Source organism: Tengunoibacter tsumagoiensis, assembly GCF_003967535.1.
Taxonomy (GTDB): Bacteria; Chloroflexota; Ktedonobacteria; order Ktedonobacterales; family Ktedonobacteraceae; genus Tengunoibacter; species Tengunoibacter tsumagoiensis.
This window is the reverse complement of sequence record NZ_BIFR01000001.1, coordinates 344858-370332: the sequence shown is the minus strand read 5'-3', so window position 1 is coordinate 370332 and position 25475 is coordinate 344858. Positions and strand designations below refer to the sequence as shown.

Below are 25475 nucleotides of genomic sequence, written 5' to 3'. Positions count from 1 at the left end.
TGTCAATACAGAGGTAGATTATACAGATGATACAGATGATACAGATTTGTACAACAGAGAGTCTTTCAACTGGATCTATGCCAGTTACTTAGACCATCCAGAAGCCTGTAAGAAATTGCAGCAAGAAAAAGATAGTCAGACTATTTGCGATCAGGGTATATGCTATAAAGCTTTTGTGAGAAGATAACAGAGAGGAAAGCACGATAAAAGCTGGAAAGACTTCCATCACTAACCGCATCTGCGATTGTAATGGAGCTCCATTATTAGAGGGAAAGAGAATGACGAAGAGAAATGCAGCTGCTCCATACAGTGCATATGCCATCGTTGATTGATGAAATCTCCAGGGTCCAACAAAGCTCAGTATAACAAGTGCCAGGATCATGCATCCTGCACTGAGATCAACCACGTTATGAATTGAGGCAAATGTCAGAGGAGGATCGGACAGAATTATTTTTAGTGAAGATAGAAATCCTAAAGGTGGAAGTCTCAGGCTACGTCCCCACACACTCTGGGCATGTGAAAAGGCCAGGAAATCATGAAAGTGCAGTTGGCAATAAACAGCGAAGATTCCCAAGCCCATTGGTATGAGCAAGGCGCCAAGGCCATCAAAACGTATTCTGCGCAGATTGAATTGACGCTGGCGCATATACTCATAGCAGAAAGGAACAAGTAGTAGAATGCCTGCTGAACGTGTCAAGCTTGCAAAAAGTCCGCATAAGCCCGCCAGCCACCAGTTGCCGTGGCGGAAGAAATAGAAGCTTGCAAGGATGCATAGCAAGAAGAGTGACTCGTTGTAGGCAGCGGCCAGAAAGAATGCCGCGGGATAGAGAGAGAGAGAAGATAGTACGCGTTGCATGCTCTTGTTTAAAATCTTGCTCAACTAATGTGTACAGAAGCAATAGCACGCCAAATCCAGCGAGATTGGCGATAAGCAGTCCAGCGATATAAGGATCTTTGACAAGGTAGGAAAGTCCATGTTCTAACAAGGGATAAAGAGGAAAAAAAGCACATTGCCAGGAACCAGTATACCCTTCAACGGCAATTCGCGTAAATTGGCTTGTATCCCAACGATTCCAATCTTGCAGGAGTAAGCTATCAGGTGCAACAGTATTGGAAAAATTTTTGAGGCTAAATAGTATCGCCAGATAGGTTACAACTATATAAATGATATGAGTTATTATATACACAAAGCTTGCTTGTTTGAAGGCCTGTTTCCAACCTCCTTCTGAACGATGGGGGATAGCGGGTATGGGTGTGGTAGGAAGATCTGGAATTGTGTGTTGTGGTGGGAGGAGCGAAGACGTATTGTAGGAAGGAGGAGTCAAAGAAGTGTGTGGGGTGATCTTCTGAGCGTGTTGAGAAGAGAAATGTGATGATTGTGTAGTATCCATAGCTTTAAGTTACTCACATGGGAGAAATATAGACGCCTCTTTAATACAAATAATGCGAGAAAAAGCAGTCTCTTTAGCCAAAAAAATGGAAAGCAGCAGTTCTAAATGCCATTTTAGCACTAAAAAAGCTCATCCATACACTTGTGTTGATAAGCGATGAACGAGCCTCTAGAGCCAGTTTATGGTGGGCGATTAGGGATTCGAACCCCAGACCTACTGCGTGTAAAGCAGCCGCTCTAACCAGCTGAGCTAATCGCCCTTGTTATTTCTCTCATACAGTGCATGCATTGGCAAAAATGCAGGCACCCGATCTGTTTTGAAGTTCCTTTTCGGATGCCCTGAAATGCTCTGTATGCCCCCGAGTGGACTCGAACCACCACGCCCTTTCGAGCACAGGCCCTCAACCTGCCGCGTATACCATTCCGCCACGAGGGCAGTCGTTTAATTGACTACGCGGGATATCATACACCTATCTGTTTACTTTGTCAACAGTTTTTGCCCTGGTTTTTCATCGATATCTCCAAATTGTTGAAGAAGTCCTCGACCGAGTGCCCGGGCTGGTCTGGACGCCTCGCCAGCGTGAGATAGTTCGACCTGAGAGAAGCTCCCCTCCTCTTTTCCTGGTTCAGTTGAACTGGTCAGAACAATACGACGTGGACGCTGTCCATAACGACTGAGCAGACCAGTCCCGGTTGGCGTCAGGCCAGGTCTCTGTGGGACAGAGGGTTGAGAGAGTGGTAATAAAGAATCCGGCTCGTGCAGTCCTGCTAAAAGTGGTTTGGGACTCTTTGGTGATGAAAGTGGTGAATATTCATTGACGTAGAGTGGCTGCAGAGTGCTGTTCTTCTGCTGTAAGATATCCGGAGCCTGTACCGATCGTGGGATTGATACGGGTAACTGTTTTCTTACGTTATAGCCTAGACCAGCAACTACCAGCGCTATCAGCAGTGCCAGCAGCACCATAGCATTTTGCCCTGTACTGGTTTTCGTGGTCTGAAGCGAAGCTTGAGGAGCTGGCTCTTGATAGGTATCGGGCCTGACTTTTAGCGAATCGGTACTGGCATCAATCAGCACATGGTTACGTTGATAGGTATCAGGGAAGGGCGTTGGCGTTGGAGTAGGCGTAGGAGGAGGAGCTTCGCTGCGATAGCGACTCATGTTATTGACGACCTTATCAGCCCAACTATAGGCGCTTGAGGTTCCTACATAAGGCGTGCAGAGGGTGTAGACCGTTGTCAAACCTCGATTGATATATCTGCTTTTAACAATATTAAACCAATCAGTAATTCCATCAGCATAGGTTGGATAAATAGTATAGCCCCCACCACCGATGGCGTAAGCACCACTACCGCGAACCCCTCCAGGATTATGATAGCCCGCCCCGACGCCTGCTGCGCCATCATTTGTCTCAGTCCACCAGACAGCGAGTGCAAAAGCGTCATCGATATTAGTGTCACGGGCAGCCTGTTCAATGACCTGTCCATTGCCAGCCATAGGGCTTCCCAGACGCTTCAGGATCGTCTCTACAGTGGCTGCTGGGAGCGAAGGTGGCCCAACGATAGTGCTGGCATCAGCATGTGTAATAGCAGCCTGTTGAGATTGCCAGGCAAGGGATAGAGCGCCGCCGAGCAGTACTAGAAGCATACTGAGAATAAAAAGATAGGAACGGGTACACCTTACTAATTTTCGTCTTGATAATTTTTGTCTTGATAAATTTTGCATAATGCTGATCCCACCTGACTCGCTTCTTTGTCTTTTCACGTCTTGATAAACAGCAGTAACATGTATTGGTGCTATAGAAATTTGCATAGTAGCTTTACTGATTAGCTTGCCTTTATCGATCCTGAATTGAAGTGAAAAGAACCATCATTATTGGCGTTTGAGGCTTCTGGATAGCCCATCTGTGTAAGAGGATATACCAGATCTCCCAATGCTTCAATGGATTCTGGAGAGATAGGCTATACTATCTTCTATGTAATTATTATGTCACTACAAAAGTGAACCAATGTGCAAAGAATGTCTTGAACGTTCGTTTTCCATAATGAACGTCTCTAATTTAGAACGTATAGTTCAAAATTCACCTTTTTTAAAACAGATAGAAGCGTCCTATAATTTATAGTAGACATTATTCCAATTGTACCATGGTATATGCTTTGCAGGCAGACTAATAGGTAGTATGTCCCAAAGGGGTATGCTATACTGAGGGCGTATCCAGGACAGATGTAGAGAAAAGAGGGGGTCTACAATCAGCGACCGATGGAATGCTCATACCGGCCAACTAGACCGGCGTACCCTGCTCCATAAACGCTATCATATTCAGCGCGTGATTGGTCGAGGAGGAATGGGTGCAGTATATCAAGCAAAAGATTTGAAGCGTCAGGGTACGATGTGTGCCATCAAAGAGATGAGCCTTTCGATGGTGCCTCCCGCTGAGCAAGGCCAGGCTATCCAGAACTTTAAAATCGAGGCCAAGATGTTATGGGGCCTCGATCATCCCTCTTTGCCTCGTGTGATGGGTTTTTTCTCTGAAAATCAACGTTATTACCTGGTTATGGAATATATAGATGGTCAGACGCTTGAGGAACTGTTGGAGCGGAATAAAGGACCATTTCCTGAGCGTCGCGTCCTGGGATGGGCGCGTCAGCTCTGCGAGGTATTAGAGTTTTTACATCAGCAGAAGCCACCAATTATCTTTCGTGATATGAAGCCTGGCAATGTGATGCTGGCACGTAATGGGCAGATTAAGCTGATCGATTTTGGCATTGCTCGTTTTTTTCGCTTTTCAGGGAATCCTGATACGCAATTATTGGGTACACCAGGCTTTGCGCCGCCTGAACAATATGGTAGGGCTCAGACTGATGAACGTTCAGATATTTATGCTCTGGGAATGACGCTCTTTCAGCTTCTGACAAATACGCTCTCGGAAACGGGCTTTGGTCTCAAAGATGTACGCTCCAATTATCCTCAGATCTCTTCAACCGTGGCACGTGCTTTAGAGAAGGCGACGGCGTTAGATGCCGAGCAACGGTATGAGAGTGTGGCGGCCTTTCGTCGCGCGATTCTTGGCGAGGGGAATTTTGTCTTTGAATCGGGTGAGATTGCTTCAACCACTGAAGAGCTTGTTGAGCTCTGTTCTAAATACCCTGAAGAAGCTTCGGATTATCTGGCGGCAGGAGAGATTGAGCTCTGGTTAGATGAGATTGGTGAGCATACGCTCTCGCAGAAGGCACGCCGCATTCATGAAAGTATCTCAGATCCTCATGAATCAATCATGCAGTTTATGAGGTTGATTGTAAGCAATAATCCTCGTGTTCGGCTTCCAATAGCGCGTAGTTCAAATGGGCAGTTGGCGGCAGTGGAGTCACGGGTGGCTGCGCCACCATATAGTCATCCTTCGCAGAGACTTCAGTTGAACCGTCGCCCTACCTCGGGTATTCTAGTAAGTCCACGTATGCTTGACTTTGGTATTGTCTATCCCGGTGGCTCCAGTCCCTTATTGCTAACCATTAGTGGTCAGCAAGGTCAGCCTGTGCGTGGTCGTATTCAGACCAGCGATAACTGGATTCGGATCGATCGCACTGTGTTTGATGGTGTCTCAACCTCTATTGATGTGCGTGTGAACACTATGCAGTTCCATCGCTATATCGGGCGCATGAATGGTTCAATTGTGCTTTTGCCCGAGGATGGTCAGTCAGAGATTGTGATCAAGGTTGAGGCTGACATTCAAGATTATAGCGCGAATGGTGGTTTTCGGCGCGGCAAGACCTGGGTGCCAGATATGGATGATGAGGAAGAAGAGGAAGAGCTGGTGGTTACTCCTTCGGGACAGGTCTTTCTGGGAAATCAACCCTTACCCCATTCCCGGCGCGTACGGGCGGCAGAGTATAAAAAATACGCGCCAGTCTCCTCATTGTCCAGAAATGGGAGCCAGCAAGCACAGTGGGACCCATGGCCAATTACTCCTGTACAACTGTTTTGGCAGCAGCGGGCTCTGACATTTGTGGCGGCCTTTATGACAAGCAGCCTGCTCTATATCCTTAGCTCGTCGCGGCAACCCTTACCTCTCGCTCCTAATCCCTGGGCGCTCTTTGTGCTAGCTGGCATGGTTCCAGCCTCTACAGTAGGGGCATTGCTGGTTGCCTGGAAGAGTGATTGGCCCTGGCAAGAGACGATTAACCGGGCCGTAACGGGAATGACGAGCGTGTTGGGGGGTTTGGCTCTTTCACGTTTGCTGTGGTTCAGCCTCTTGCCACCTTTAGGGGTCCTGCAATTGTGCGTCATGCTTGTACTGGCCGCTACCCTGGCTACAACTGGCGTTGAGGAAGAGATCAGTGTGAAGATGCTGATGGCGGTGCGCTGGTGCTTACTTCGTCTGCCACTTATCTGCAAACTAGGTGCGGTGATTGTTGGAGCATTGCTTGGTTATGCACTGACCTGGGGGGCGGTCTCCTGGGGCTTTACAGGGTTTGGTATGCTAGTTGGTATAGGGGTTATATCGGCGCTTGTCTGGCAGGTAGATTCTCTGCTTAAGCAGAAGCCGCCGCGTTGATAGCGTATTGAAACCAGAGCATTTTATAAGGTGGGTGTAAGGAGAAGAGACAGGGTCTTCTCCTTATATCCCATGGGCAGCGAAAAAGGACATATAAGCAGTGTTGCCACCATTAATTGTGGTCGAAGGGCCAACAGCATCCGGAAAAAGTGCGCTAGGAATCGCGCTGGCCCAACATTTTCAAGGTGAGATCGTCTCAGCCGATTCACGTCAGGTCTATCGTGGTCTGGATATTGGCTCCGCTAAAGTCACGCGAGAGGAACAGGCATTAGTCCCTCATCATCTTCTGGATGTGGCTGATCCACAAGAGCTCTACACTGCCTCTCAGTTTCAAACGGAGGCTATTGCGGCAATCCATGCGATTCTTGCCCGCCATCACCAGCCTTTTCTGGTTGGTGGCTCTCCACATTATATTCAGACCGTCGTTGACCACTTTGATATGCCTCATATTCCACCACAGCCAGAGCTACGTGCCCGGTTAGAATCACAGCCCTTAAGCAGCCTTGTCGAGCAACTGGAGCGGCTGGACCCACAGTCAGCCGCGACGATTGATCGAAAGAATCCGCGTCGTGTCATCCGCGCATTAGAGGTCTGCCTGCTCTCTGGACGGCCTTTCTCACAACAACGCAGGGTTGCGTCTCCTCTCTATCGCAGCCTGTTGTTAGGTATTCACTGGCCGCGTGAAGTGCTCTACCAACGTATCGATAGCCGGGTTGATGAACGCATGGGGCAGGGAATGGTGCAAGAGGTAGAGCGGCTCTTACAGCTCGGAGTGACCTATGAACGTCTGGAAGCATTTGGACTTGAATATCGCTTTATTGGTCGCTTGTTGAAGGGCGAAATTTCTTCTGAGGCCGAAATGGTACAGAAGTTAAAATATGCCATTCATGACTTTACGCGACGCCAACTGACCTGGTTGAGGCGCGATAGCCGTATCATCTGGTTAGAGGGGGGGACGCTTGCGCAATTACAGGCTGCTGCTCTGCCAATAATCGAAGCCTTTTTAGAGGCCGTGTAAGCGAGGAGTAATTCTTTGTGGGGCGCTGTCTCTGGTTAGATCATCTGAATGGTATATAATGCAAAGATACGACGTTTTGTGTTGATAAAAAAGGAAAGGTGTTGGATGGACATGGTTACTTCGGTGGTTTTAATCAATGTACAGCGCGGTCAGGTCAACGAAACCGCCCAACGTTTATTGGAGATAGAGGGTGTTGCCGAAGTCTATTCAGTGACCGGTGAGTATGATCTGGTAGCCCTGCTCCGTTTTGCAAATTATGAACATCTGGCTCAGGTTGTTCCAGAACAGATTCTGTCTATTCCAGCTATTACCCACACGAATACCTTGATGGCCTTTAAATGTTTTTCGCGGGAAGATCTGCAACAGGCCTGGGATATTGGGGTTGAATAATGCAGCTTTCTTCAGAACGTCTTGTTTTGCGTGAATTTACCGAGCAGGATTGGCCTGTAGTGCTCACATACCAATCGAATCCCGATTATCTACGGTTTTACCCCTGGGAGACACGCAATGAGCTAGAGGTACGTTCATTTGTACGCATGTTTATCGATTGGAGCCGAGAACAGCCACGCAAAAAATATCAGGTTGCCATCACCCTCAAAGAGAATGGGCAATTAATTGGAAACTGTGGCCTGCGTATGCAGAGTGCCAACTCTGGTATTGCTGAGTTGGGATATGAGATAGATCGGCACTATTGGGGCCATGGCTATGCTACTGAAGCAGCGACACTTCTCTTACGTTTTGGTTTTGAACGTCTGGCCCTTCATCGTATCTGGGCTTATTGTATTGCAGAGAATATCGCCTCAGCGCATGTCCTGGAGAAGATTGGCATGTCCTATGAAGGTTGCCTGCGTGAGAGCGAATGGATGAAGGAACGTTGGTGGAACACCCTCTATTATGCAATCCTCGACTACGAATGGCAAACACGAAGCTAATTTCCCCTTTCTTTTTTTGCCAGCATCGAAGCATCGCGTTCGACGCGACATAGCTATAAAGGGTTTATGTGTTACAAGGAAACACAGCCTTGCGTTTTTATACAGGAATGATCCTGCATGTCTCTTGTGACACAGAACAAAATTTTTATAGGTGTACTTTACAAAGGATCTTACAGTAAACCTCTTGCTAAGTAGCAGCGCCTATATATACTTGTCTATTTTTGCTCGCAAAGTCATGAAAAGTCGTGATAGGGGGAGTGTGTCGGGGATGGCAAGTTTGTTCCATAAGTGTAGTTGTAAGCTTTCTCTTTTATAGATAACTCATCTTATGTAGCTGAAGAGGCCCTACGTGAAGAGTGCTTATGCATATAGATACAGGAGAAAAAAATTTTCATGTTGAGAAGAAGAGAAAGGGAGACAACGGACGCAGAAGGATCTTTATCCGTACCTGTTGAGAGTCATCCTTCCGACGAGCCAGAGGTACTAGATGAGTCGCCAGAGCGCTCTCTTATACCCTATCTACAAAATCTTCGTGGGCGACGAATGTTGTGGATGATCTCGTTGCTGGCGATAGCTCTGCGCCTGCTCTTGCTCCCGATTGGGCATCCCTGGGATCTAACTGTTGACTATAATGTGTTTATTGACTTGATTCATAACCATTCTCCATACGATACGTTTACAACGTTATCAAATATGGCAATCGCCGGTCATTGGGATCATGTCTATGAATATTATGCCTATCCGCCAGTCCCATTGTATATGTATTATCCATTAGCAAAGATCTACGGAATACTCCACCCACATGCGCAGTATTTTATTGCTTTGCCTGGAAGTTACGCGGTCCCTTCGTTAGGTCTTGACTTCTTTTTCCTCTTTAAGTTGCCTATCTGGATCGCAGATTTTCTGATAGCAACTCTTCTTGCACGAATGGCCGGGACTATTCGGGGGTATCGTGACTACTTACTTAATCCGTTTGTCTTGCTGGTGAGTGGTGCCTGGACGTTTGACGCGATTATGTTATTGGGCCTGATTGCGGCAGTCTATGCCATCTATCGGTCTAAATTCATCTGGGCGGGTATTGCGCTTGCTTTTGGCACGATGGTCAAGTTTTTCCCTATTATTGCGCTACCGGCAATCGTCATCTATCTCATCAAGAAAAATCGTCCTTTGCGTGAGATCTTTTTCTTTGTGGGTAGCTATGTGATCGCTTGTGGAGTCATGTTGGGACCGTTTGCAAATGGCGTTCTCAATGTCCTTACCTTCCATAGCTCACGCCCTGGCGGCGGTATGAACTGGCAAGATATCTGGACCTCCGGAGCCCTCTTTGGTGATCCCAGTACCCTTCTTCCTATTTTGTTAGCCATTGGTGCTTTTGGAACGCCGATTCTGATTATCACATTCATGCTGGCCTGTCTCTACATGTGGAAGGTCGAGATGTCTTTGAATCGCATGATTATTGTGAGCGTGCTGGCCTTCTTTGTCGGATCAAAACTAATCAATGAGCAGTATGCAATGTTGATTATCCCCTTCGCCTGGTTAGAAGCACATCGGGTAAAAGGTGCCTGGGCCTGGTTCTATCGGCTCTTCTGGATTATCCCGATTGCGTTTGTGACTTTCCACGGACCAATCGACCATTTCTTATGGTTGCTCTATTATATGGTCTTTAAGTCACGTGCTGATATCACTGTGCTGACAGGGATGACTGGTTTTGAGTGGACCATGATCCCATGGAAGCATGCTCCATATGCGCAAGCAATTAGTGTGTTTCTGGGTTTTGTATTTAGTATCCTTTCACTTGTTGCGCTTTTATGGCCAGTTGCTCGTTCGACTGAGCGGTGGAAAGGGTTGCAGCGTCTCCGTTTAAAAATAGAAGCGGATCGTCTCCCCTCATAAAATGGCAGTGACACAGCTACCGATGAAGGTATCATCAAGTTACATGAACGAGTTAGAGTGTTTTGCTTCAAGCCAAAACAGGCAATTGCTTTACTCAAGAAGAATACCTATTAAAGCCTGCATGGAGAAATAGAAAGATGCAACGTACTAGAAAAACCTCCTTTACCCCTGGCCTACGAAACTTTATTTCTAAGATCATCACTCCTGCTGTGCTTGTGGCAGGGATGCTTTTATTGATTATAGTAAACTTCAACGGTGTCCTGAAGACAACAAAGACTGACGAAAACCACTTCCATAACGTAGTTGCTTTTAGCCAGGGGGCCCTTTCACTCTCATTTAAGCAGCTATCGGGGACAGAGCGGCCATTAGTTACGTATGGTGGCCATGAAGTACTGAATCTAGCCCAATGGAGCTCGTCGATTTCGGTTGATGGAACGATTACTGGATTGTGGAATGTAGATCAGGGGTACAGTGTTGATGAGGCCCACAATCGTATTTATAGTACAATGACCAGTAAAGATGGTTGGCAAGTTATTCAGACCACTACGCTGATTGATGATCATACCATCACAGTCGCTTATAGCTTCTCGGCCAGCCCCCAGGATAATGTACCGCCAGAAAAATATGTTCTGAGTATTGCCCATGTGCATAATTATTGGTACAATCCGCAGTTTGGTGGGGATGCTTTTACTGGCTATGTTATGAATACGTTGAATGGTGAAGGGTTACAGGGAGATGAAGCCCAGAATCAGGCGGCATCGCTTGGGCAAGTAAAAGTCGCTGTATCTGCTGGTGATGTTGCCCCGCCAAAGTTTGTACCAGGGAGCATGAATATTGCCGCAACGGCAGATGGAAAAGGAGCATCGTGGACAAAATCGTTTACTACTGAGTATACGATTGAACATCCAGCTCCTTCGCGTGTGATCAACCTTGGTACCGAGACCATTACCTTCTCATCAATAGATCAGACTGGAAAGCCGATAGGCGGTCCAGTTATGATCACTCCTGATGCATCGAAATCTGCCAATAAATAGCTTGAGTAGCAGTTTTCCTTCTCTATGCTGTAGCAAGCAGGGGCCCGATATCCAGTATTGGATGTCGGGCCCCTGTTTGAAGAAGACGAGAGGAGATTTTAAAGTGTCACAATGCGTTTTTCTGCTACAGATTGATACGCTCCAAGGATGACCTTAAGGACATCGATGCCTTCAACTTCCGTATTGATGGGGCGGCGCTTCTCCTGAAGGCAGCTGATGAAGTCAGCAATCTCAGCGGCAAAGGTATCAACCTCTGGGAGCTCGATTTTTACCTGCTCCTGACCACGGAGCTTGTAGAAAAGATCGCTACCGTAGCTATAGAGAGCTCCTTTTTCCGCAACGACGGAAAACTTTTCAGTGACGGATGCAGGATCATAGGCCCAGCTGGTTACCAGACTTCCAACCGCTCCATTCGCAAAGCGCACCAGCACCTGTGCCGAATCTTCTCCATCCATGAAATGGAGTCGATGGCTACTGAGCATTGCCGTAACCTCTGTTGGCGTGCTACCAGCAAGGTAGAGGAGCAGGTAGGTAGGATGATACCCTGTATCGATCAGTTCTCCACCCCCACTGAAGGCGCGATTGGCACGCCAGCCAGCATTGGCAGGATCAAAGTTATTGAAGAAACTATCAGTAGTGCGAATCTCATAAACCTGACCAAAGAGGCCCTCTTCAATTAATTCTTTCGCGTGTTTGACGGCTGGCATATAGAGTTGATTGTGGGCGCACATTAACGTAACACCATTACGTTGAACCGCCTCTTCTACTTCATTTGCCTCGTCAACGGTAAGACAGAGAGGTTTTTCACAGAGAATATGTTTGCCAGCGTTAGCAGCAGCTACGATAGCATCTTTATGTAAATGATGGGGAAGACAGATATCTACTGCATCAATGGTTGTGTTGGCAAGCATTTCATGATAATCATTAAAGATCTGTGCCCCACCTACTTGAGCTGAGCGTCTCTGGGCATTGGCTTCTACGACATCACAGACTGCAACGATCCTTGCCTGCTCTGAAATTTTTAAATAGCCTTTGACATGTGGTTCTGCGATTCCTCCGCAGCCGATAAGTCCAATTTGAATTGTCATGGTATTGACCTCCTCGTTGAGTATTTATGCTTATAAATAGTGCCAATCAATGTTTGTATGAGTAACAGGAGAGCCTGTGAACTCTCACTCATGTTTGTCGTTGTTGTTCTCGATACTGCTGCGGCGTTAGGCCCAGGCGTTTCTTGAACACATAGTGGAGATAGCTGCCACTGGTAAAGCCATGGGCGACGGCAAGCTGCTCGATAGTCTGATCTGAATGGGTCAGGGCTATACAGACCTGTGACAGGCGATAATGTTCAAGGTAACCACTAAAGGTCTCATTGGCCTCTTCATCAAGAATGCGTTGCAATTGACGCCCACAAATATGTAGCTCGTCAGCAACCTCTTCTAGAGGGAGAGCGCGGGCGTAATTATCCCGGATATATTGTGTTGCCAGCCGATAACGATAGGTATTCATATCGCGGGCGGGGAGAGCCGTCTGAATCTGAGTAACATGATGAGCTCGCGCAGCCCGCAACAGAATCTGAATGACTGCCTGACGAATAGTAGAGAAGGCACCCAGTTCTCGATCATGCCAGGCACGATAAGCGGTCAAAAACCAGCTCATCGCGTCATATTGATCAAGCGTTGGAAAAGCGGGCATGGTATCCAGTTGTCGGACACATTCTGCTGCTTCGCCTCTTTCCCATTGTTCGCCCCACCCGATGACAGGTTCATCGCCAGTAGAATGAGTCTGAGGAAGTTTGACGATATCGATATGAAGACAGAGCTCATCCATTGCTTCCCATAGATCGGCCTCTTGCTGATGAACGACTTGTGGACCAGTCAGGTAGAACATGCCCGCATGAACTGGATATCTTCCATCCTCCAGCACCAGTGTCCCTTTGCCAGCCGGAATAAAGTGAAACTCATATTCACGATGTTTATGCGCATTAATGATCTGGCCGGCAGGCATAGTGGCCAGATGGCAACGTAGAACCTGAATGCCATAGTTGCCCCAACAGAAGCGTAGATCCAGGCGATCGAGTGCATGCGGATCCTGTTGAAGCAACTTAAATTGTGCTGGATTCATATTTTTACGGTATGTTTGATACTGGGATCGGTTTAGATTTTTGGCTAGAGTCATCTCTCTCTCCTGCCCAATAGAACATAGAGCTTATGAGTGTAAATCCTCAATTCTTACAGGTCGATTGCTTTGGGCTGAGAGATTGGCAGCTTCCATGAGACGCGTGAGATCAAGGGCGGCGGCGATATTCTCTGTTGCACGTGTGCCTTGCTGAATATGCTGAACCCATTGCTGGAAGGCGGACGGCAGTTCTGCTGGTAGTTCGGTCTGTTGATGCCAGCGCTCTCCGTTGTCTCCTCCGACAAGGCTGCTGCGTAAGATGATCTCTTCATCAGGAGTGCCAAAGAAGAGACTACCTTCAGTGCCATGGATTTCAATGGTAAATGGAGAGAAGCGATTAACGAAACCAGCCTCTACGATTCCCAGTGCCCCATCGGGATAGCGCAGGGTCACGACCGCATTATCCTCTACTTCACGTCCTGTTACATAGCCAAACGAGGCACTGACACTCTCGGGAAGTCCCAGAAATAAACGTGCCAGGTACATAGGATGACAGCCAAGATCGATTAAGGCTCCGCCACCGCACTGCTCCCGATTGAAAAAATGTGCAGGAAGCCAGCCCTGAGGATGATCAGGAGTCGCAATAGCGCCATTATGGGATAGGCGCGTTCGCACAAGGGTTAGACTGCCCAGCAGGTTGCGGTCAAGGATTGTTTGAATTGCCTGTGTATAGCTTGCATAGAGTCGAGGAAGTGAGACGACCAGCGAGACTCCAGCATCAGCAACGGCGGCTAAAATTTCGTTTGCTTCCTGAAGTGTTGCAGCCACTACTTTCTCAGTAAAAATATGTTTCCCAGCATGTGCTGCGGCAATCATGACCTCATGATGAAGATTGGTAGGAGTATCAACAATGACTGCATCAATCTCAGGTTGAGCTAAAAGATCTTTGAGCTGAGCATAAAAAGGCACTCCAAGTTTAGCGGCTTCGGCCTGGCCTCTGTCGGGGAGTTCGTCCCAGACAGCCACGATCTCCGTCTCTGGATGTGAGATTACTTGTTTCGCATAGTCTCGTGCATGAACGTGCCAGAAGCTAAGCATTGCGACCCGAATCATCCCTCTTCTCCTTTGAAATTACGACTAAAGATGATCAATATATGTTCATTTTACATGCTATCCATGGGCTTTTACAATCCTATGAGGCGACACATGGGTACGAAAATGCGACAAGCGGGTCATAGATCGCGATAGAAAAGACAGGCTGGAAGGCCATCTAGAGGGCCTTCCAGCCTGTCTTTATCGGTCAATACAGGTACCACAGGGACGCTACTTATTTGAGGTACCAATCAGTACTTGTCAAGTATGGATAATGAACAGTCTTTTTTATGACGCCTTTTGGAGCAGATTGCAGGCTGTGAAATGGGTGGCCCTGCTCGACCAATAGGAGCGTATCGTGCCAGATGGGGGCTGCCCCATCCACGCCTGTTACATCGACCATTGGCGTATTATTATTATTGCCGGCCCAGACGCCAACAACATAATCGCTCGTATAGCCTACCGTCCAGTTGTCCTTAAAGTCTGTGGAGGTACCAGTCTTAGCGGCCGCATCACGGATGGGTCCTGGATTTCCTCCATAGCACTGCTGCATCGTATTGCTATACAAAAAGAGCGAGCTACACTTGCCAAACTCAAATGTACGTGCTGCGTTATCACTTAACACATCAGTGATCATGAAGGCTGCCTGTGCACTCAATACCCGGACCCCCTTAGGCACATAGCGATAAATGACATGATGCTGAGCGTCAGTAATGGTATCTACGGCATGTTTTTCGACCTTGATGCCACTATTGGCAAAGGTGCCATAGGCTGCTGTTTCATCGAGAAGATGAACGCTCAGAGTTCCCAGCACCATTGTGTAATTGGGGATGCCCTCATAATTATTCCCAATCCCCATCACCTGGGCTGTGTGGAGAGCAGGTTCAACCCCAGTCCGCAGCAGAAGCTTGACGGCAGGGATATTGAATGAGTTCTGTAGAGCATAACGATAGGTGATAAGGCCATGATAAGCCATATCATAGTTATGCGGAGAGTAGGCTGGTAGGCCACAGCAGAGCTGAACGGTTAAGGGGCCATCCATCACAGGTTCACCAGGACTGATATGCTGCTGAAAGGCTGTCGCATAGATGAACGGCTTGAAAGAGGAGCCCGGCTGACGAAATCCCTGGGAGGCCACATCGAAATCTCCATCTGTAGGACTATCTGGATTGATATTTCCTACCAGGGCACGAATGGCTCCTGTATGATAATCGATGACCGAGACGGCGGCATTAGACATATGATGCTTTTGAGCCATCTCTGCAATATGTTTTTGGGCAATTGCCAGAACCTTATTCTGGAAAGGGAGATCGAGCGTCGTCTGAACAATAACTCCTGAGCGTGACAGATCAGAGATACGCACATGAAGGTCATTGGCTACTTCGATGAGCGTATAATGAGCAAAGTGTGGTGCCAGACGATTATTAATCTTACCACGTTTAAAAAAAGTGGCTGAATGCGCCTCTTGTAGGGCATCGGTTTTCTGTTGGGCTGTAATGTAGCCCTGGACAAACATCTGTTGTAGAACCTCTTGCATTCTGGTAAATGCAGCCTGGGGATGGAGTAACGGGTCGCGGGCAATTGGTGAGCTGGGAATGCCTGCCAGCATTGCAGATTGGGCAATATCTAACTGAGAGGCTCCGCTTCCCTGGCTAGAATCCTTGAGACCAAAGTAGGCAAATGCAGCAGCCTCCGCACCGTACGCCTGCTCCCCGTAGTAAGTCGTATTCAGATACATTGTGAGTATCTGCTCTTTGGTGTAATAATGGGTGATTTCAGGCGCTAGAATGATCTCCTGTAACTTTCGTAATATTGTAGATTGATTGCCAACGATTGCATTTTTAATCAACTGCTGAGTAATCGTACTTCCGCCCGAGACCACATGCTTGGTGGTAAGATCATCGATGGCAGCACGTAGTATCCCTGTGATATCATAGCCGGGATTTTTCCAGAAGTATTGATCCTCGATTGCAATCTCTGCGTTGGCTAAATGGGGAGAGATCTGAGATAGTGGTTCACTTGTTTGTAAGCCCTGATCCATCATCTGGTAGATCTGCTGGCCATGCATATCATACTCTTTGAGATTATCCTTAGGGAGAATATCTTCCAGCGTGAGCACATCCTGCCCATAGCGCTGTTGCGTTGCCTGGACAAAGCCCACGAGGCCAACAAAGACAATCATCGTCGCCAGAAAGATGCTGAAGACCGTAAAAGCCATTGGAAGCATCGCACGCGTTCCTGTGCGCTCGGTGGCGGCGTAACGAAGCAAGCTCTGCCGAAGATTTTTCCGCTTAAGATAACGGCGTGTGCGCCATCCTGGCGGTCGTGAAAGCTTGTGTGCAACAGGATAAAAGGTGCCAGGTGTTGGTCTGGTAGGTTGATCATAGAGTCGTTGTGCTGCCGCAGCCCGGCTCTGCGGAGGCAGTTTGGCGGGAATCTTATTTGTCATTGTCATTGATACCTGCCCCTCTTCTGATTCTAATCGTTTCTCTGTTTGCATACCCAAATCTACTTTCCCCATCTTACTCTCTTCACCTGCATACAGACTCTGTCCCTATGTATGAGCTTGAATCGCATTGAATAGATAGTCTATTCAATGCCTCTGAATAAATCGGACTTATGCGGCAATAATTTGTACATATAGATGATTATTGGCGAGGCTGGACAACACTAATAAACGATTTTTTGCCAGCCAGCCCTTGCTCCATCCTCTATACTGCGCTATATGCCGCCAGAACACGCTTTGCAGCTTGCTTTCCGGATAAGAAAATCCTGAACAACTCGCGAAGTTGGATCGTACCATTTTCTATGCCTGAGCTTTTCGACGTTGAGATTACCCTGTATATGTAGTAACGCTACATATACAGAGATGGTAACGTGGCTCGAAACCTACCCATTTAGGGGCTGTATCTATAAATAGTGCATTTTATTGAAGAGGAGATGGATGGATCAGGCAACAAGAAGGGCCCCACTCTTCTTTAGATGGAGAGTGGGGCCCTGGCAGGTTCTGTGTTCGGTGAAGCTGTGAACGATGTGTTTGAGCTTACCACACGCCAGGAATAGGTGAACGTCCGTCGACATAGTCATCGGCTGGTGGTGGGAATGCATAGCTAAAGTTATTGGGACAATAGGGTTTTCCATAGGTACCACCAGAAGGTTTCTGGTCTGCTTTGGGGGTACTGGTGGGACTGGGATTTGCAGGGCTGGCTGATTTTGGGGCTGTCCCAGGCAGATACCAGTCGGTTGTCTTCACACCATCGGGATAGGTAACGTCATGGCGTTCGAGGCCACCTGGATTGGGGAAGTCTGTCACCATCGGATGACCCTGCTCGGCGGCGAGCATTGCATCGTGCCAGATTGGTGCGGCTCCCGTGACACCCAGGATCGTACCCATGGATGAGTTGTCGTTATTGCCAGCCCAGACGCCCATAACATAGTCCGTGGTGTAGCCCATGGTCCAGTTATCGTGGAAGTCATTGGTGGTGCCAGTCTTCGCAGCGGCAGCTCGTACTGCTCCACGGTTCCCACTGTAGCAATCTTTTTGAGAGTTAGAGTAGAGCTGGAGCAGGTTACAATCATAGAACTCAGGTAAGCGTGACTGGTTATCGCTCAGAACACTGGTCATCATATAGGCCAGCTGTGGGCTGATAACCTGTTTTCCTTCCTCATTGGGATGAGTATACGTCTGACCATTATTCATATTTACAACTTTGTCGATGGCATAATAAGGCATGTGTTTGCCGCCATTCGCAAAGGTACCATAGGCCGAGGTATGATCCAGTAGGTGGACATCGAGGCCACCAAGCACCAGCGAATAGCCAGGCGTTCCTGTATAGCTCGCTATGCCCATATCTTTGGCAACCTGCATTGCCTTATCGATGCCAACATGCTGAAGCACTTTTACTGCCGGAATGTTAAGCGAGTTCTGTAAAGCACAGCGCAGGGTCATATGGCCGCTGGTTGTCTGACTATAGTTCTGTGGAATGAAGTCTGGTGGATTAGATGTTGGATCGTGAATGACCAATTTATTATCATCGACTGCCTGTCCTGGTGAGGCACCATTCTCAAAGGCTGCAAGGTAGACATAGGGCTTAAATGATGATCCTGGCTGGCGATAACCCTGGGTCGCAACATCAAATTTACCATCAATGGTTTTACTATTATAGTCGACGCTTCCTAAGAGCGTTTTGATTGCACCTGTATGGAAATCAATCAATACTGAGGCTGCATTAGTGACGTGGGTATGATTAACGGGATCAGGTTTGGCCAATTCTGCGATATGATCTTGCATGATCTTCTGAATCTTATCCTGAAGGGTAATATCCAGCGTTGTATAAACGCTGAAGCCAGATACTGAGAGCTGGCTCTCAGTAAGGTGATATTGTTGTTCTAATTGACCCAGGACAAAGTAGAAGAAGTGTGGCGCACGATTTTGTATGCTCTGCGGTGGATCTTTCAGGAAGTCGGGTTTTTGAGCCTCATTCTCTGCGTCAATCATCTGTTCGCGCGTTATATAATTATTTTTGAGCATGAAGCCCAGGATGAGATCAAAGCGATCATAGGCCGCCTTGGGATGTAACTTTGGATTATAGGCTGTGGGTGAGTTAGGGATACCCGCCAGCATCGCAGATTGTGCCAGATCAAGCTGAGCAGATGCAGGCTTATCAGGTTGATCGCTGAGGCCAAAATACATGCTGGCCGCAGAGTCAATCCCTTTAATTTCTGTGCCATTGACAACGCCATAGGAGATACTATTCAGGTACATCTCCATAATATCGGATTTTGTATAGTGGCTATTGATATCTGGTGTGAGCGAGACTTCTTGAAGCTTGCGCAGGAAGTTTTGATTCTGATCCGATATGACGACGTTTTTGATCAATTGTTGCGTAATGGTGCTTCCACCTTCTACAACGTGACCATGACGCAGATCTTCGATAGCGGCGCTCAGAATACGAGTGATGTCGACGCCTGGATTGGTCCAGAAATCTTTATCCTCTGTGGCCACTGTTGCGTTAATGAGGTAGGGCGAGACTTTTTTGAGGGGGACGCTTGTATGGATGCCAAACGTTGTAAGTTCTCCAATTGGAATGCCCTGGCTGTCATACATTTTGAGATTGTCTTTGGGTAGGAGATCGCGCAGGTTCAGCACCTGACTCTGATATTGCGTCTGAGTATCGTTGTAGAAGCGATAGGCTGCATAGCTGCCACCGCCAACAATAATCAGGAATAGCAGGACCAGGGCAAGCGCCATACTGAGCAGGGTCGTCCAGAGGCGGCGGAAAGATCGTTCGTCCTGGAGGCGCACTTCGCGCATATGTTTGCGGGCAACGTGGCGCACAAGAATTTTACGGCGACGCTGGTCGCGCAGAGCCTGGGCTGAGGTTGGCTTGCGACTTCCTTCTATGAACCCATCAGACATACCCATGGCAGGGAGCTGTTCAGGTTTTCGAACTGCGCGAAATTTACCAGTGAGTATCTTTCCCAATGGCAAGAGTGTTGTTTTTTGCTCTTCGATCTCTTGTGGAAGGCGTGTGGTCGGCTGTTTCTCTACATCAAACGGACGGAATTTAACCGTAGCATCATCATCATTGGCAAATTGCTGTCCGCTGGATGGTTTAATCCGCATACGTAGGGTTGGTGGCTCTTCCACTTCTGTGTTCGCTACGACGGGCTGCTCAACAGTGGAAAGCTCAGAGTTGTCCAGAGAAGTTGATGTGACGATGGGCTGCTCAACAGTGGAAAGCTCAGAGTTGTCCAGAGAAGTTGATGTGACGACGGGCTGCTCAACAGTAGAAAGCTCAGAGTTGTCCGGAGAAGTTGGTGCTACGATGGGCTGCTCAACAGTGGAAAGCTCAGAGTTGTCTAGAGATGGTTTCTCCTCATCAGAAGAGAGTGAGATCTCCGTCTCTGATGATGGAGGTAAAATAATGGCAGGCTTTTTTGCCGTCTGAGTAAGATCATCATCAGAATCGAGAAGGTCTGGATCATCATCAGATCTGGGAGCCTCAAACGAGTCGCTTTGAGGAGTTTTGGTATCCTCTTCAAGCGAGTCGCTCTGAGGAGTTTCGGTATCCGCCTCAAACGAGTCGCTCTGAGGAGTTACAGTATCCGCTTCAAGCGAGTTGCTCTGAGGAGTTTTGGTATCCTCTTCAAACGAGTTGCTCTGAGGAGTTTTGGTATCCTCTTCAAAAGAATCTACAGAAGCAGGCTGAGTTTCAGCTATAAGCTCATTAGCTTCGTTTATCTCCTCGGCTGAGTTACTGGTCGTTTCCAGATCTTCTAAGCTCTGATCAGCCGAATCGTGTCTGATAGCCTGAGAGTCTGAAGCAGCCGGAACAATCTCTACTGGAGCTGGCTCCTCTTTGATCTGTTCGTTTGTATCTTGCTGAAGGTCAGAAGTTGTAGAGGTAGCTTCCACTGATGGAGGTTCGGCTGGTTGTTTTGATGCAGGTATGGATGGATGTGACCCTGCTGTTTGCTCGGGTTGTTGTGCATCATGTTGTCTATTCGACTGGAGAGGGAGGTTCTCCTGCGAGTCGTGTCTCTTATCTATAGGCATTGAGATCCCTCAGATCATTTTAATATTTCTTGAAAAGAAAACAAGAAAATGGACGGTAGATACAATATATTCCACTATGTTTAGAGGATAGCGTCTTAGCGGGCGAAAAAAAGCAAGGGGGTGCCATACATATAGATATACTAGATTCATCTACTGGCCAGGCCAGTCTATCTCATTGGAAAACTGGCTGCTTCCTTTGCACGCCCTTAGTATAAAGCTCTCTACTAGTAAAACGAGGAGGTAGATTAAAACGTTTCGTTTTATGGATATTTTCTGCTCGTAAGAGCCCGAGAGTACTAGTTGCGGGTTGAGGAATCACCTTCACCCTGGGCTCCTTCGATCAATGCAGGGAGGATTTCATTGGTAATGGCCTGAATCTGATGAAGTCCTTCGAGCCAGAGGAGATCATGATCGCGTGCTCCGCGAATCTCGGCGACCTGTAGTACTCCTTCATCGATCAGGGTGCGAAAATAGAGAAAAGCCCGTACTGTATCAGCCAGAGGAACATGAGATGTATAGGTAATGGAACCATAGGCATAGCCTAATTCAATGGCTTCTGTACGTAGCAGGGCAGCCTGGGTACCATCGGTAAGGGCACGTAATAAGAGATCGAGCAGACGTCGTCCTAGCTGCCGGTAGGCATCCCGGGCAGCATCATTGAAATGCTGATACCATGGTAGCGTATTAAGGGTGCCGTCAGTAAAGGCGAAGCGCACGCGCCCGAGCACGCTTTGAATGAGTAACTGAGCAGCGGGATCGGCCTTGGGCTCACTCTCCTGACGCAGACGGGCCTCAATATCTGCTTTGCGGAAACGACGATGACCACCACTCGTACGTCGTGAAGGCAGCTCATTGCGATCCGCCCATAGACGCACTGTTGCAGGATGCATCCCCAGGATCTCTGCCGCCTCGCGTAAGCTTAACCACTCTTCTCCGGTCTGTGATGACAAAATTTCCTCCTGAAGGGTGTGTGGCTCTGATATGAAAGTAGCTCAATAAAGGTGTTACAGGTAGTCTAATTGTCCTAGCATGATTTTAGAGAATTCTGCACTTATCGTCAAGTGTCTGGTGTCTATCACAGCTTTTCGCTATACTTGGAAGCAAGCTGTGATAAACAGGTGACTTTGCGCGTATGTATTGTTGCTCTGCTTTGTTGTCATGCACATATTTTAGGATGACATATGTGCAAATCTTCGGGTTGGCTAATGACCGTGAGGATAAGCCTGCTTTCCTCACTAGAAAAAAGGTGAGGAATGTCTCCTACAACCAGATCGCGTCCTCAATCGCAACAGAAGACGTGGTTGCCTACGGTTTTCACGTTGGCATTATGGCAGCTACGCCGTACATGGGGTTTATTGATGCTGGCAGGGATGGGCGTGCTAGCATCGGTAATTCTTGTGTGTGTAGCTCCTTTGTATTCTCAGGTGGCTTCAACTGCCGGTCTGCGCGATACTCTTTCGGCATCCGTCCATAATTCGACATTGATTGTGAGTGGACAGAGTACAAAGTTGTTGCCAGCAGATCAACAGGGCCTGACTTCATTGGTAGATAAGCATGTACAGGATGGGATCGCGCCTTTTATAAAATCGAAACAATTCTCAATAACGACTTCGTTCCTTCCCCTGGAAATCAGGACAACTCCTCAAGAGCCCTTGCATGTTAGCAATGATCTGTTGACCTTTGTCAGCTATCCAATGGATCAGGCACAAGGACATTTGAAGCTGGTTCAGGGGCGTCTGCCCGGCGATGGGTTAGGAGAGGATAAGACGCTGGAGATTGCGCTCACGCAAGAGAGTGCGACCAATCTGCATCTACAACTGGGTTCAGTCATTGGCACAGATATCGCTACAGCCTTTGAACCAGTCTTCCGTAAGGATAATGTCTTTCCTCTCAAGGTTGTTGGCATTTTTGAGCAGCCAGCAGCCGATGATTTTTATTGGCATGGCACAAGTTTTCTCAGTTATGTACAGAATGCCGATGCAAATATAACCCGTTATATCTATTCGCCTCTGGTCTCCAATGTAGCCTTTACCCGGGCTCTGGCCTCGCTGTGGCCAACGGGGAATCAAGTGACGTCTGGGGACCCAACGGCCCTCTCGACTCTTGAGCTGCCTATGACCCTTTCCTGGTATTATAACCTTGAGATGTTAAAAATTACCCAGGGTGATCTTAAAACCCTTACTGCGAGTCTCTCGAATGCGCAGATTGCTACAAGTAATGATCCACAGCTCTATGCAAGTCCAGAAGCCTTTAGCAAGCTAACGGTGCAGAGCCCGGTTGATGCACTGACCCATTTTAGTGATGAGTCTTCTGTCGCAACGATTCCAGTGATGGGTTTTGTCCTCATTATCTTTTTCTTAATTCTTTACTTTGTGAGCTTGATGGCGGACTTCCTGGTTGAGCGCCATGCAGGTGCTCTTGCTCTCTTGCGAAGTAGAGGGGCCAGCCGGCAACAGATCTTCGGGTCGCTACTGGTGCAAAGCAGTATCATTGCCCTTCTCTCATTTCTGAGTGGGCCCTTCCTGGCTGTTGAGGTAGTGTTGTGGTCCGCGAGAGCTCTTCTGCCTGCAAGAAGCCTTAGCGCTGTTAATGTCCTGATAGATCATCCTCTTGCGGCGGCTCTTTCTGTCTGGCTGTATGCTCTGACAACGGCGCTGATTGTCTTGCTGGCGATGATGGTTGCGATTAACAATACAACCTCTTTAGATGTGCTGGCGATGAGGCGTGAGGCTTCACGGGCAACGCGTAAGCCGCTCTGGCTGCGCTGGAATCTTGATCTCGTAGCGGTAGTCATGATGGTCGTTGGATATATTGTCACGGCTTATCTTACCAATTCCAATATTTTAGACCCTCAGCTCCGTTTACTCTTGCTTTCGCCCCTTGTTCTAGCGCGAACAATCTTCTCTGTCCTGGCTGCAATTTTACTTTTTTTACGGATTTTCCCCTATCTGTTGAGCCTGGGCTCCTGGTTAACTATTCGTAATCGGGGAGCGGCTTCGATGGTTGCTCTAGCGCAGATGTCCCGTTCGCCGCGCCAGGCATTGCGTTTAACGTTGCTTCTCTCCCTGGCGACGGCATTTGCGATCTTTGCCTTGATTTTTTATTCATCTCAGGCCCAGAGAGCTTATGATGTTGCTGCATACCAGGTGGGCTCTGATTTTAGTGGGATCCCTGTTCCTATGCTTGATCTGACGAATTTGAACGATGCAACACACAGCTATGAGAACATTCCCGGCGTCAAGTCGGCAAGTCTAGGTTATTATAGCCCTGATCTGAAAGCAGGCGCGAATCTGGACCTGTCATTGAATCTGCTGGCGGTTGACGCTGAGACATATGGGCGGACCATCTATTGGCCACAGGATAATTCAACGGCAACGGTAGGGGATCTGACCAGGCAGTTGAGCGTTCGAAGAGAGGCGGCAATCAAGAATAATCTCGTTCCTGCCATTGTCGACTCTACACTGTGGGATACCCTGGAGTTAACTCCCGGCAAGGAGTTTGTCTTGAGCGATTCAAATAGCCTGGGAACGAAGCTGAGCTTTGTCGCTCTAGCTAAGGTTCAGCATATTCCTTCGCTCCCGCTTCCTGGTGCTATGATTGTTGATGCTACTACATATATGACTGTCTATGGACAGAATGTGGCTAATAGTGCTCCTCTACATTTTAATCGCGTCTGGCTCCAGGCTCGGGACGGGAATAGTCGTACACAGATACGTATTACAACTGCTTTGCAGAACGGTTCCACTGCAGTTGATGGACTTCAGGATCGTCTGGCCCTGATTGATACTCTCCACCATGCACCACTCTATCTAGATCTGATCGGTATTCTGGCTCTTGGTCCAATGACGGTTCTTTTGCTGGCTCTGGTTGGCAATCTATTAGCAAGCTGGTTGAATGCTCATGATCGTTTGAGTAGTTTTGCACTTCTGCGCGCTCTGGGGGCTGCTCCTCGGCAGATCGCGAGTACATTAACCTGGGAGCAATCCATCATTTATACGACTGGTATGGTGTTGGGAGTGCTCTTTGGAGCGTTTGTCTCCACGATGATTGTACCGGCATTGCTATTTACCAGTTCTACAGGAGCGAATACAAGTAGTGAGGAGCTGTATCTGGCGCAGAATATTCCTCCTATTCAGATCATTGTGCCAACTCTGGTAGGGCTTGCCGTTGCAGTTCTATTGGGAGTCTGTATTCTGGCTCTGGGTATGATGATACGAATCGTCTCCCGTCCAGGTATTGCACAGACGCTTCGCCTCAACGAAGATTAGACGAAACTTACACTTGATTAATCTGAAGAATATGTGTTGTCTGCTCAGGTAACTGTTGAAGTTGTTGTTTTAAAAAGGTTGGATAGACTGCCAGTTGTTCGAGTTGAGCAACTGGTAGCCAATCGAAAATCATTGGTAGCTCTTCGTCGTCTGCGTGTCGCTCAAAGGTAGTGTCTCCCTGATAGAGGTAGCAATCATCTGGAAAGTGCATAAGAAATTGAAAATTGATTTCATGGTGGGCATGCCCTTCCTCAGTAAAAAGGTTCTCAACGACAAAGACCAGCCGTTCTACGGTTGCTTCGACTCCAAGCTCCTCCAGCATCTCTCTTTTTAGCGTCGCTTCGGCACTTTCGCCAAGTTCTGCGCGCCCACCTGGAAGAAAACCAAAGACCTCTTTCGGATCTTTCGTGGAGCGTTGAAAGAGGACATGACCGTTGTGAAAAACGATCCCTGCTACGCGATAGGTGAATTTTCGTCCTTGCTCTTTAAACGTAATCATCTTGCGTGCAGAAGTATTAGTGATCTCCATTGCTGTTCCTTGTTTTCTGTGAGCTTAGTGGGTGGGCTACAAGCGCGATACTCCAAAGACGATAATCTACGAGTTCTTTTTGGCATCTCTTTCAT

The 25475-nt window shown here is 47.9% G+C and carries 17 protein-coding genes and 2 tRNA genes; 7 read left to right on the top strand and 12 right to left on the bottom strand.

Features of this window, described 5'->3' with window-relative positions; genetic code table 11:
- Positions 1-88 precede the first annotated feature (88 nt).
- From EL628_RS01535 to EL628_RS01515, 5 genes are all read right to left on the bottom strand, one after another.
- Positions 89-646: a hypothetical protein gene (locus tag EL628_RS01535; protein WP_126578048.1), complete on the bottom strand. Its 558-nt coding sequence runs from the start codon at positions 644-646 to the stop codon at positions 89-91.
- Between the two features lie 4 nt (positions 647-650).
- Positions 651-1391: a putative hexosyltransferase gene (locus EL628_RS01530; protein ID WP_126578047.1), complete on the bottom strand. Its 741-nt coding sequence runs from the start codon at positions 1389-1391 to the stop codon at positions 651-653.
- 182 nt (positions 1392-1573) lie between these two features.
- Positions 1574-1650 (bottom strand) — tRNA-Val (locus EL628_RS01525).
- Positions 1651-1744: 94 nt separating this feature from the next.
- Positions 1745-1826: transfer RNA gene (locus EL628_RS01520), tRNA-Leu, on the bottom strand.
- Positions 1827-1868: 42 nt separating this feature from the next.
- Positions 1869-3113, bottom strand: coding sequence for a glucosaminidase domain-containing protein (locus EL628_RS01515; protein WP_161975198.1), 1245 nt, complete (start codon positions 3111-3113; stop codon positions 1869-1871).
- A gap of 487 nt (positions 3114-3600) precedes the next feature.
- Between EL628_RS01515 and EL628_RS01510 the strand changes: the two genes are divergently transcribed.
- The 6 genes from EL628_RS01510 to EL628_RS01485 all read left to right on the top strand — a co-directional run bounded on the left by EL628_RS01510 (position 3601) and on the right by EL628_RS01485 (position 10817).
- Positions 3601-5940, top strand: coding sequence for a serine/threonine protein kinase (locus EL628_RS01510; RefSeq protein WP_307719299.1), 2340 nt, complete (start codon positions 3601-3603; stop codon positions 5938-5940).
- 100 nt (positions 5941-6040) lie between these two features.
- On the top strand, positions 6041-6958 hold the full coding sequence (miaA, locus tag EL628_RS01505) for a tRNA (adenosine(37)-N6)-dimethylallyltransferase MiaA (protein WP_126578044.1): 918 nt from the start codon (positions 6041-6043) through the stop codon (positions 6956-6958).
- Between the two features lie 105 nt (positions 6959-7063).
- Complete coding sequence (locus tag EL628_RS01500) at positions 7064-7348, top strand: Lrp/AsnC ligand binding domain-containing protein (RefSeq protein WP_245993964.1); 285 nt, start codon at positions 7064-7066, stop codon at positions 7346-7348.
- A complete protein-coding gene (locus tag EL628_RS01495) occupies positions 7348-7890 on the top strand; it encodes a GNAT family N-acetyltransferase (protein ID WP_126578043.1) in 543 nt (180 codons plus the stop codon). The genes EL628_RS01500 and EL628_RS01495 overlap by 1 nt, the downstream gene beginning before the upstream one ends.
- 393 nt (positions 7891-8283) lie before the next feature.
- Positions 8284-9783 (top strand): hypothetical protein, encoded by a 1500-nt coding sequence (locus tag EL628_RS01490; RefSeq protein WP_126578042.1) that lies wholly within the window; start codon positions 8284-8286, stop codon positions 9781-9783.
- Between the two features lie 137 nt (positions 9784-9920).
- Complete coding sequence (locus EL628_RS01485) at positions 9921-10817, top strand: hypothetical protein (protein ID WP_126578041.1); 897 nt, start codon at positions 9921-9923, stop codon at positions 10815-10817.
- Positions 10818-10915: 98 nt separating this feature from the next.
- Here EL628_RS01485 and EL628_RS01480 read toward each other — a convergent pair whose 3' ends face one another.
- From EL628_RS01480 to EL628_RS01455, 6 genes are all read right to left on the bottom strand, one after another.
- Complete coding sequence (locus EL628_RS01480) at positions 10916-11905, bottom strand: Gfo/Idh/MocA family protein (protein ID WP_126578040.1); 990 nt, start codon at positions 11903-11905, stop codon at positions 10916-10918.
- Positions 11906-11993: 88 nt separating this feature from the next.
- Complete coding sequence (locus EL628_RS01475) at positions 11994-12992, bottom strand: AraC family transcriptional regulator (RefSeq protein ID WP_126578039.1); 999 nt, start codon at positions 12990-12992, stop codon at positions 11994-11996.
- 30 nt (positions 12993-13022) lie between these two features.
- On the bottom strand, positions 13023-14045 hold the full coding sequence (locus EL628_RS01470; RefSeq protein WP_126578038.1) for a Gfo/Idh/MocA family protein: 1023 nt from the start codon (positions 14043-14045) through the stop codon (positions 13023-13025).
- 214 nt (positions 14046-14259) lie between these two features.
- Positions 14260-16479, bottom strand: a complete 2220-nt coding sequence (locus EL628_RS01465; protein WP_161975197.1) for a transglycosylase domain-containing protein — start codon at positions 16477-16479, stop codon at positions 14260-14262.
- Positions 16480-17067: 588 nt separating this feature from the next.
- Complete coding sequence (locus tag EL628_RS01460; protein ID WP_126578036.1) at positions 17068-20583, bottom strand: transglycosylase domain-containing protein; 3516 nt, start codon at positions 20581-20583, stop codon at positions 17068-17070.
- Between the two features lie 296 nt (positions 20584-20879).
- Complete coding sequence (locus tag EL628_RS01455) at positions 20880-21533, bottom strand: MerR family transcriptional regulator (RefSeq protein WP_126578035.1); 654 nt, start codon at positions 21531-21533, stop codon at positions 20880-20882.
- 303 nt (positions 21534-21836) lie between these two features.
- Between EL628_RS01455 and EL628_RS01450 the strand changes: the two genes are divergently transcribed.
- Entirely contained in the window at positions 21837-24851 is a 3015-nt protein-coding gene (locus EL628_RS01450; RefSeq protein ID WP_126578034.1) for an FtsX-like permease family protein, read from the top strand.
- 7 nt (positions 24852-24858) lie between these two features.
- Here the strand turns inward: EL628_RS01450 and EL628_RS01445 are convergent, their stop codons facing one another.
- Positions 24859-25380, bottom strand: a complete 522-nt coding sequence (locus tag EL628_RS01445; RefSeq protein ID WP_126578033.1) for an NUDIX hydrolase — start codon at positions 25378-25380, stop codon at positions 24859-24861.
- Between the last annotated feature and the right edge of the window lie 95 nt (positions 25381-25475).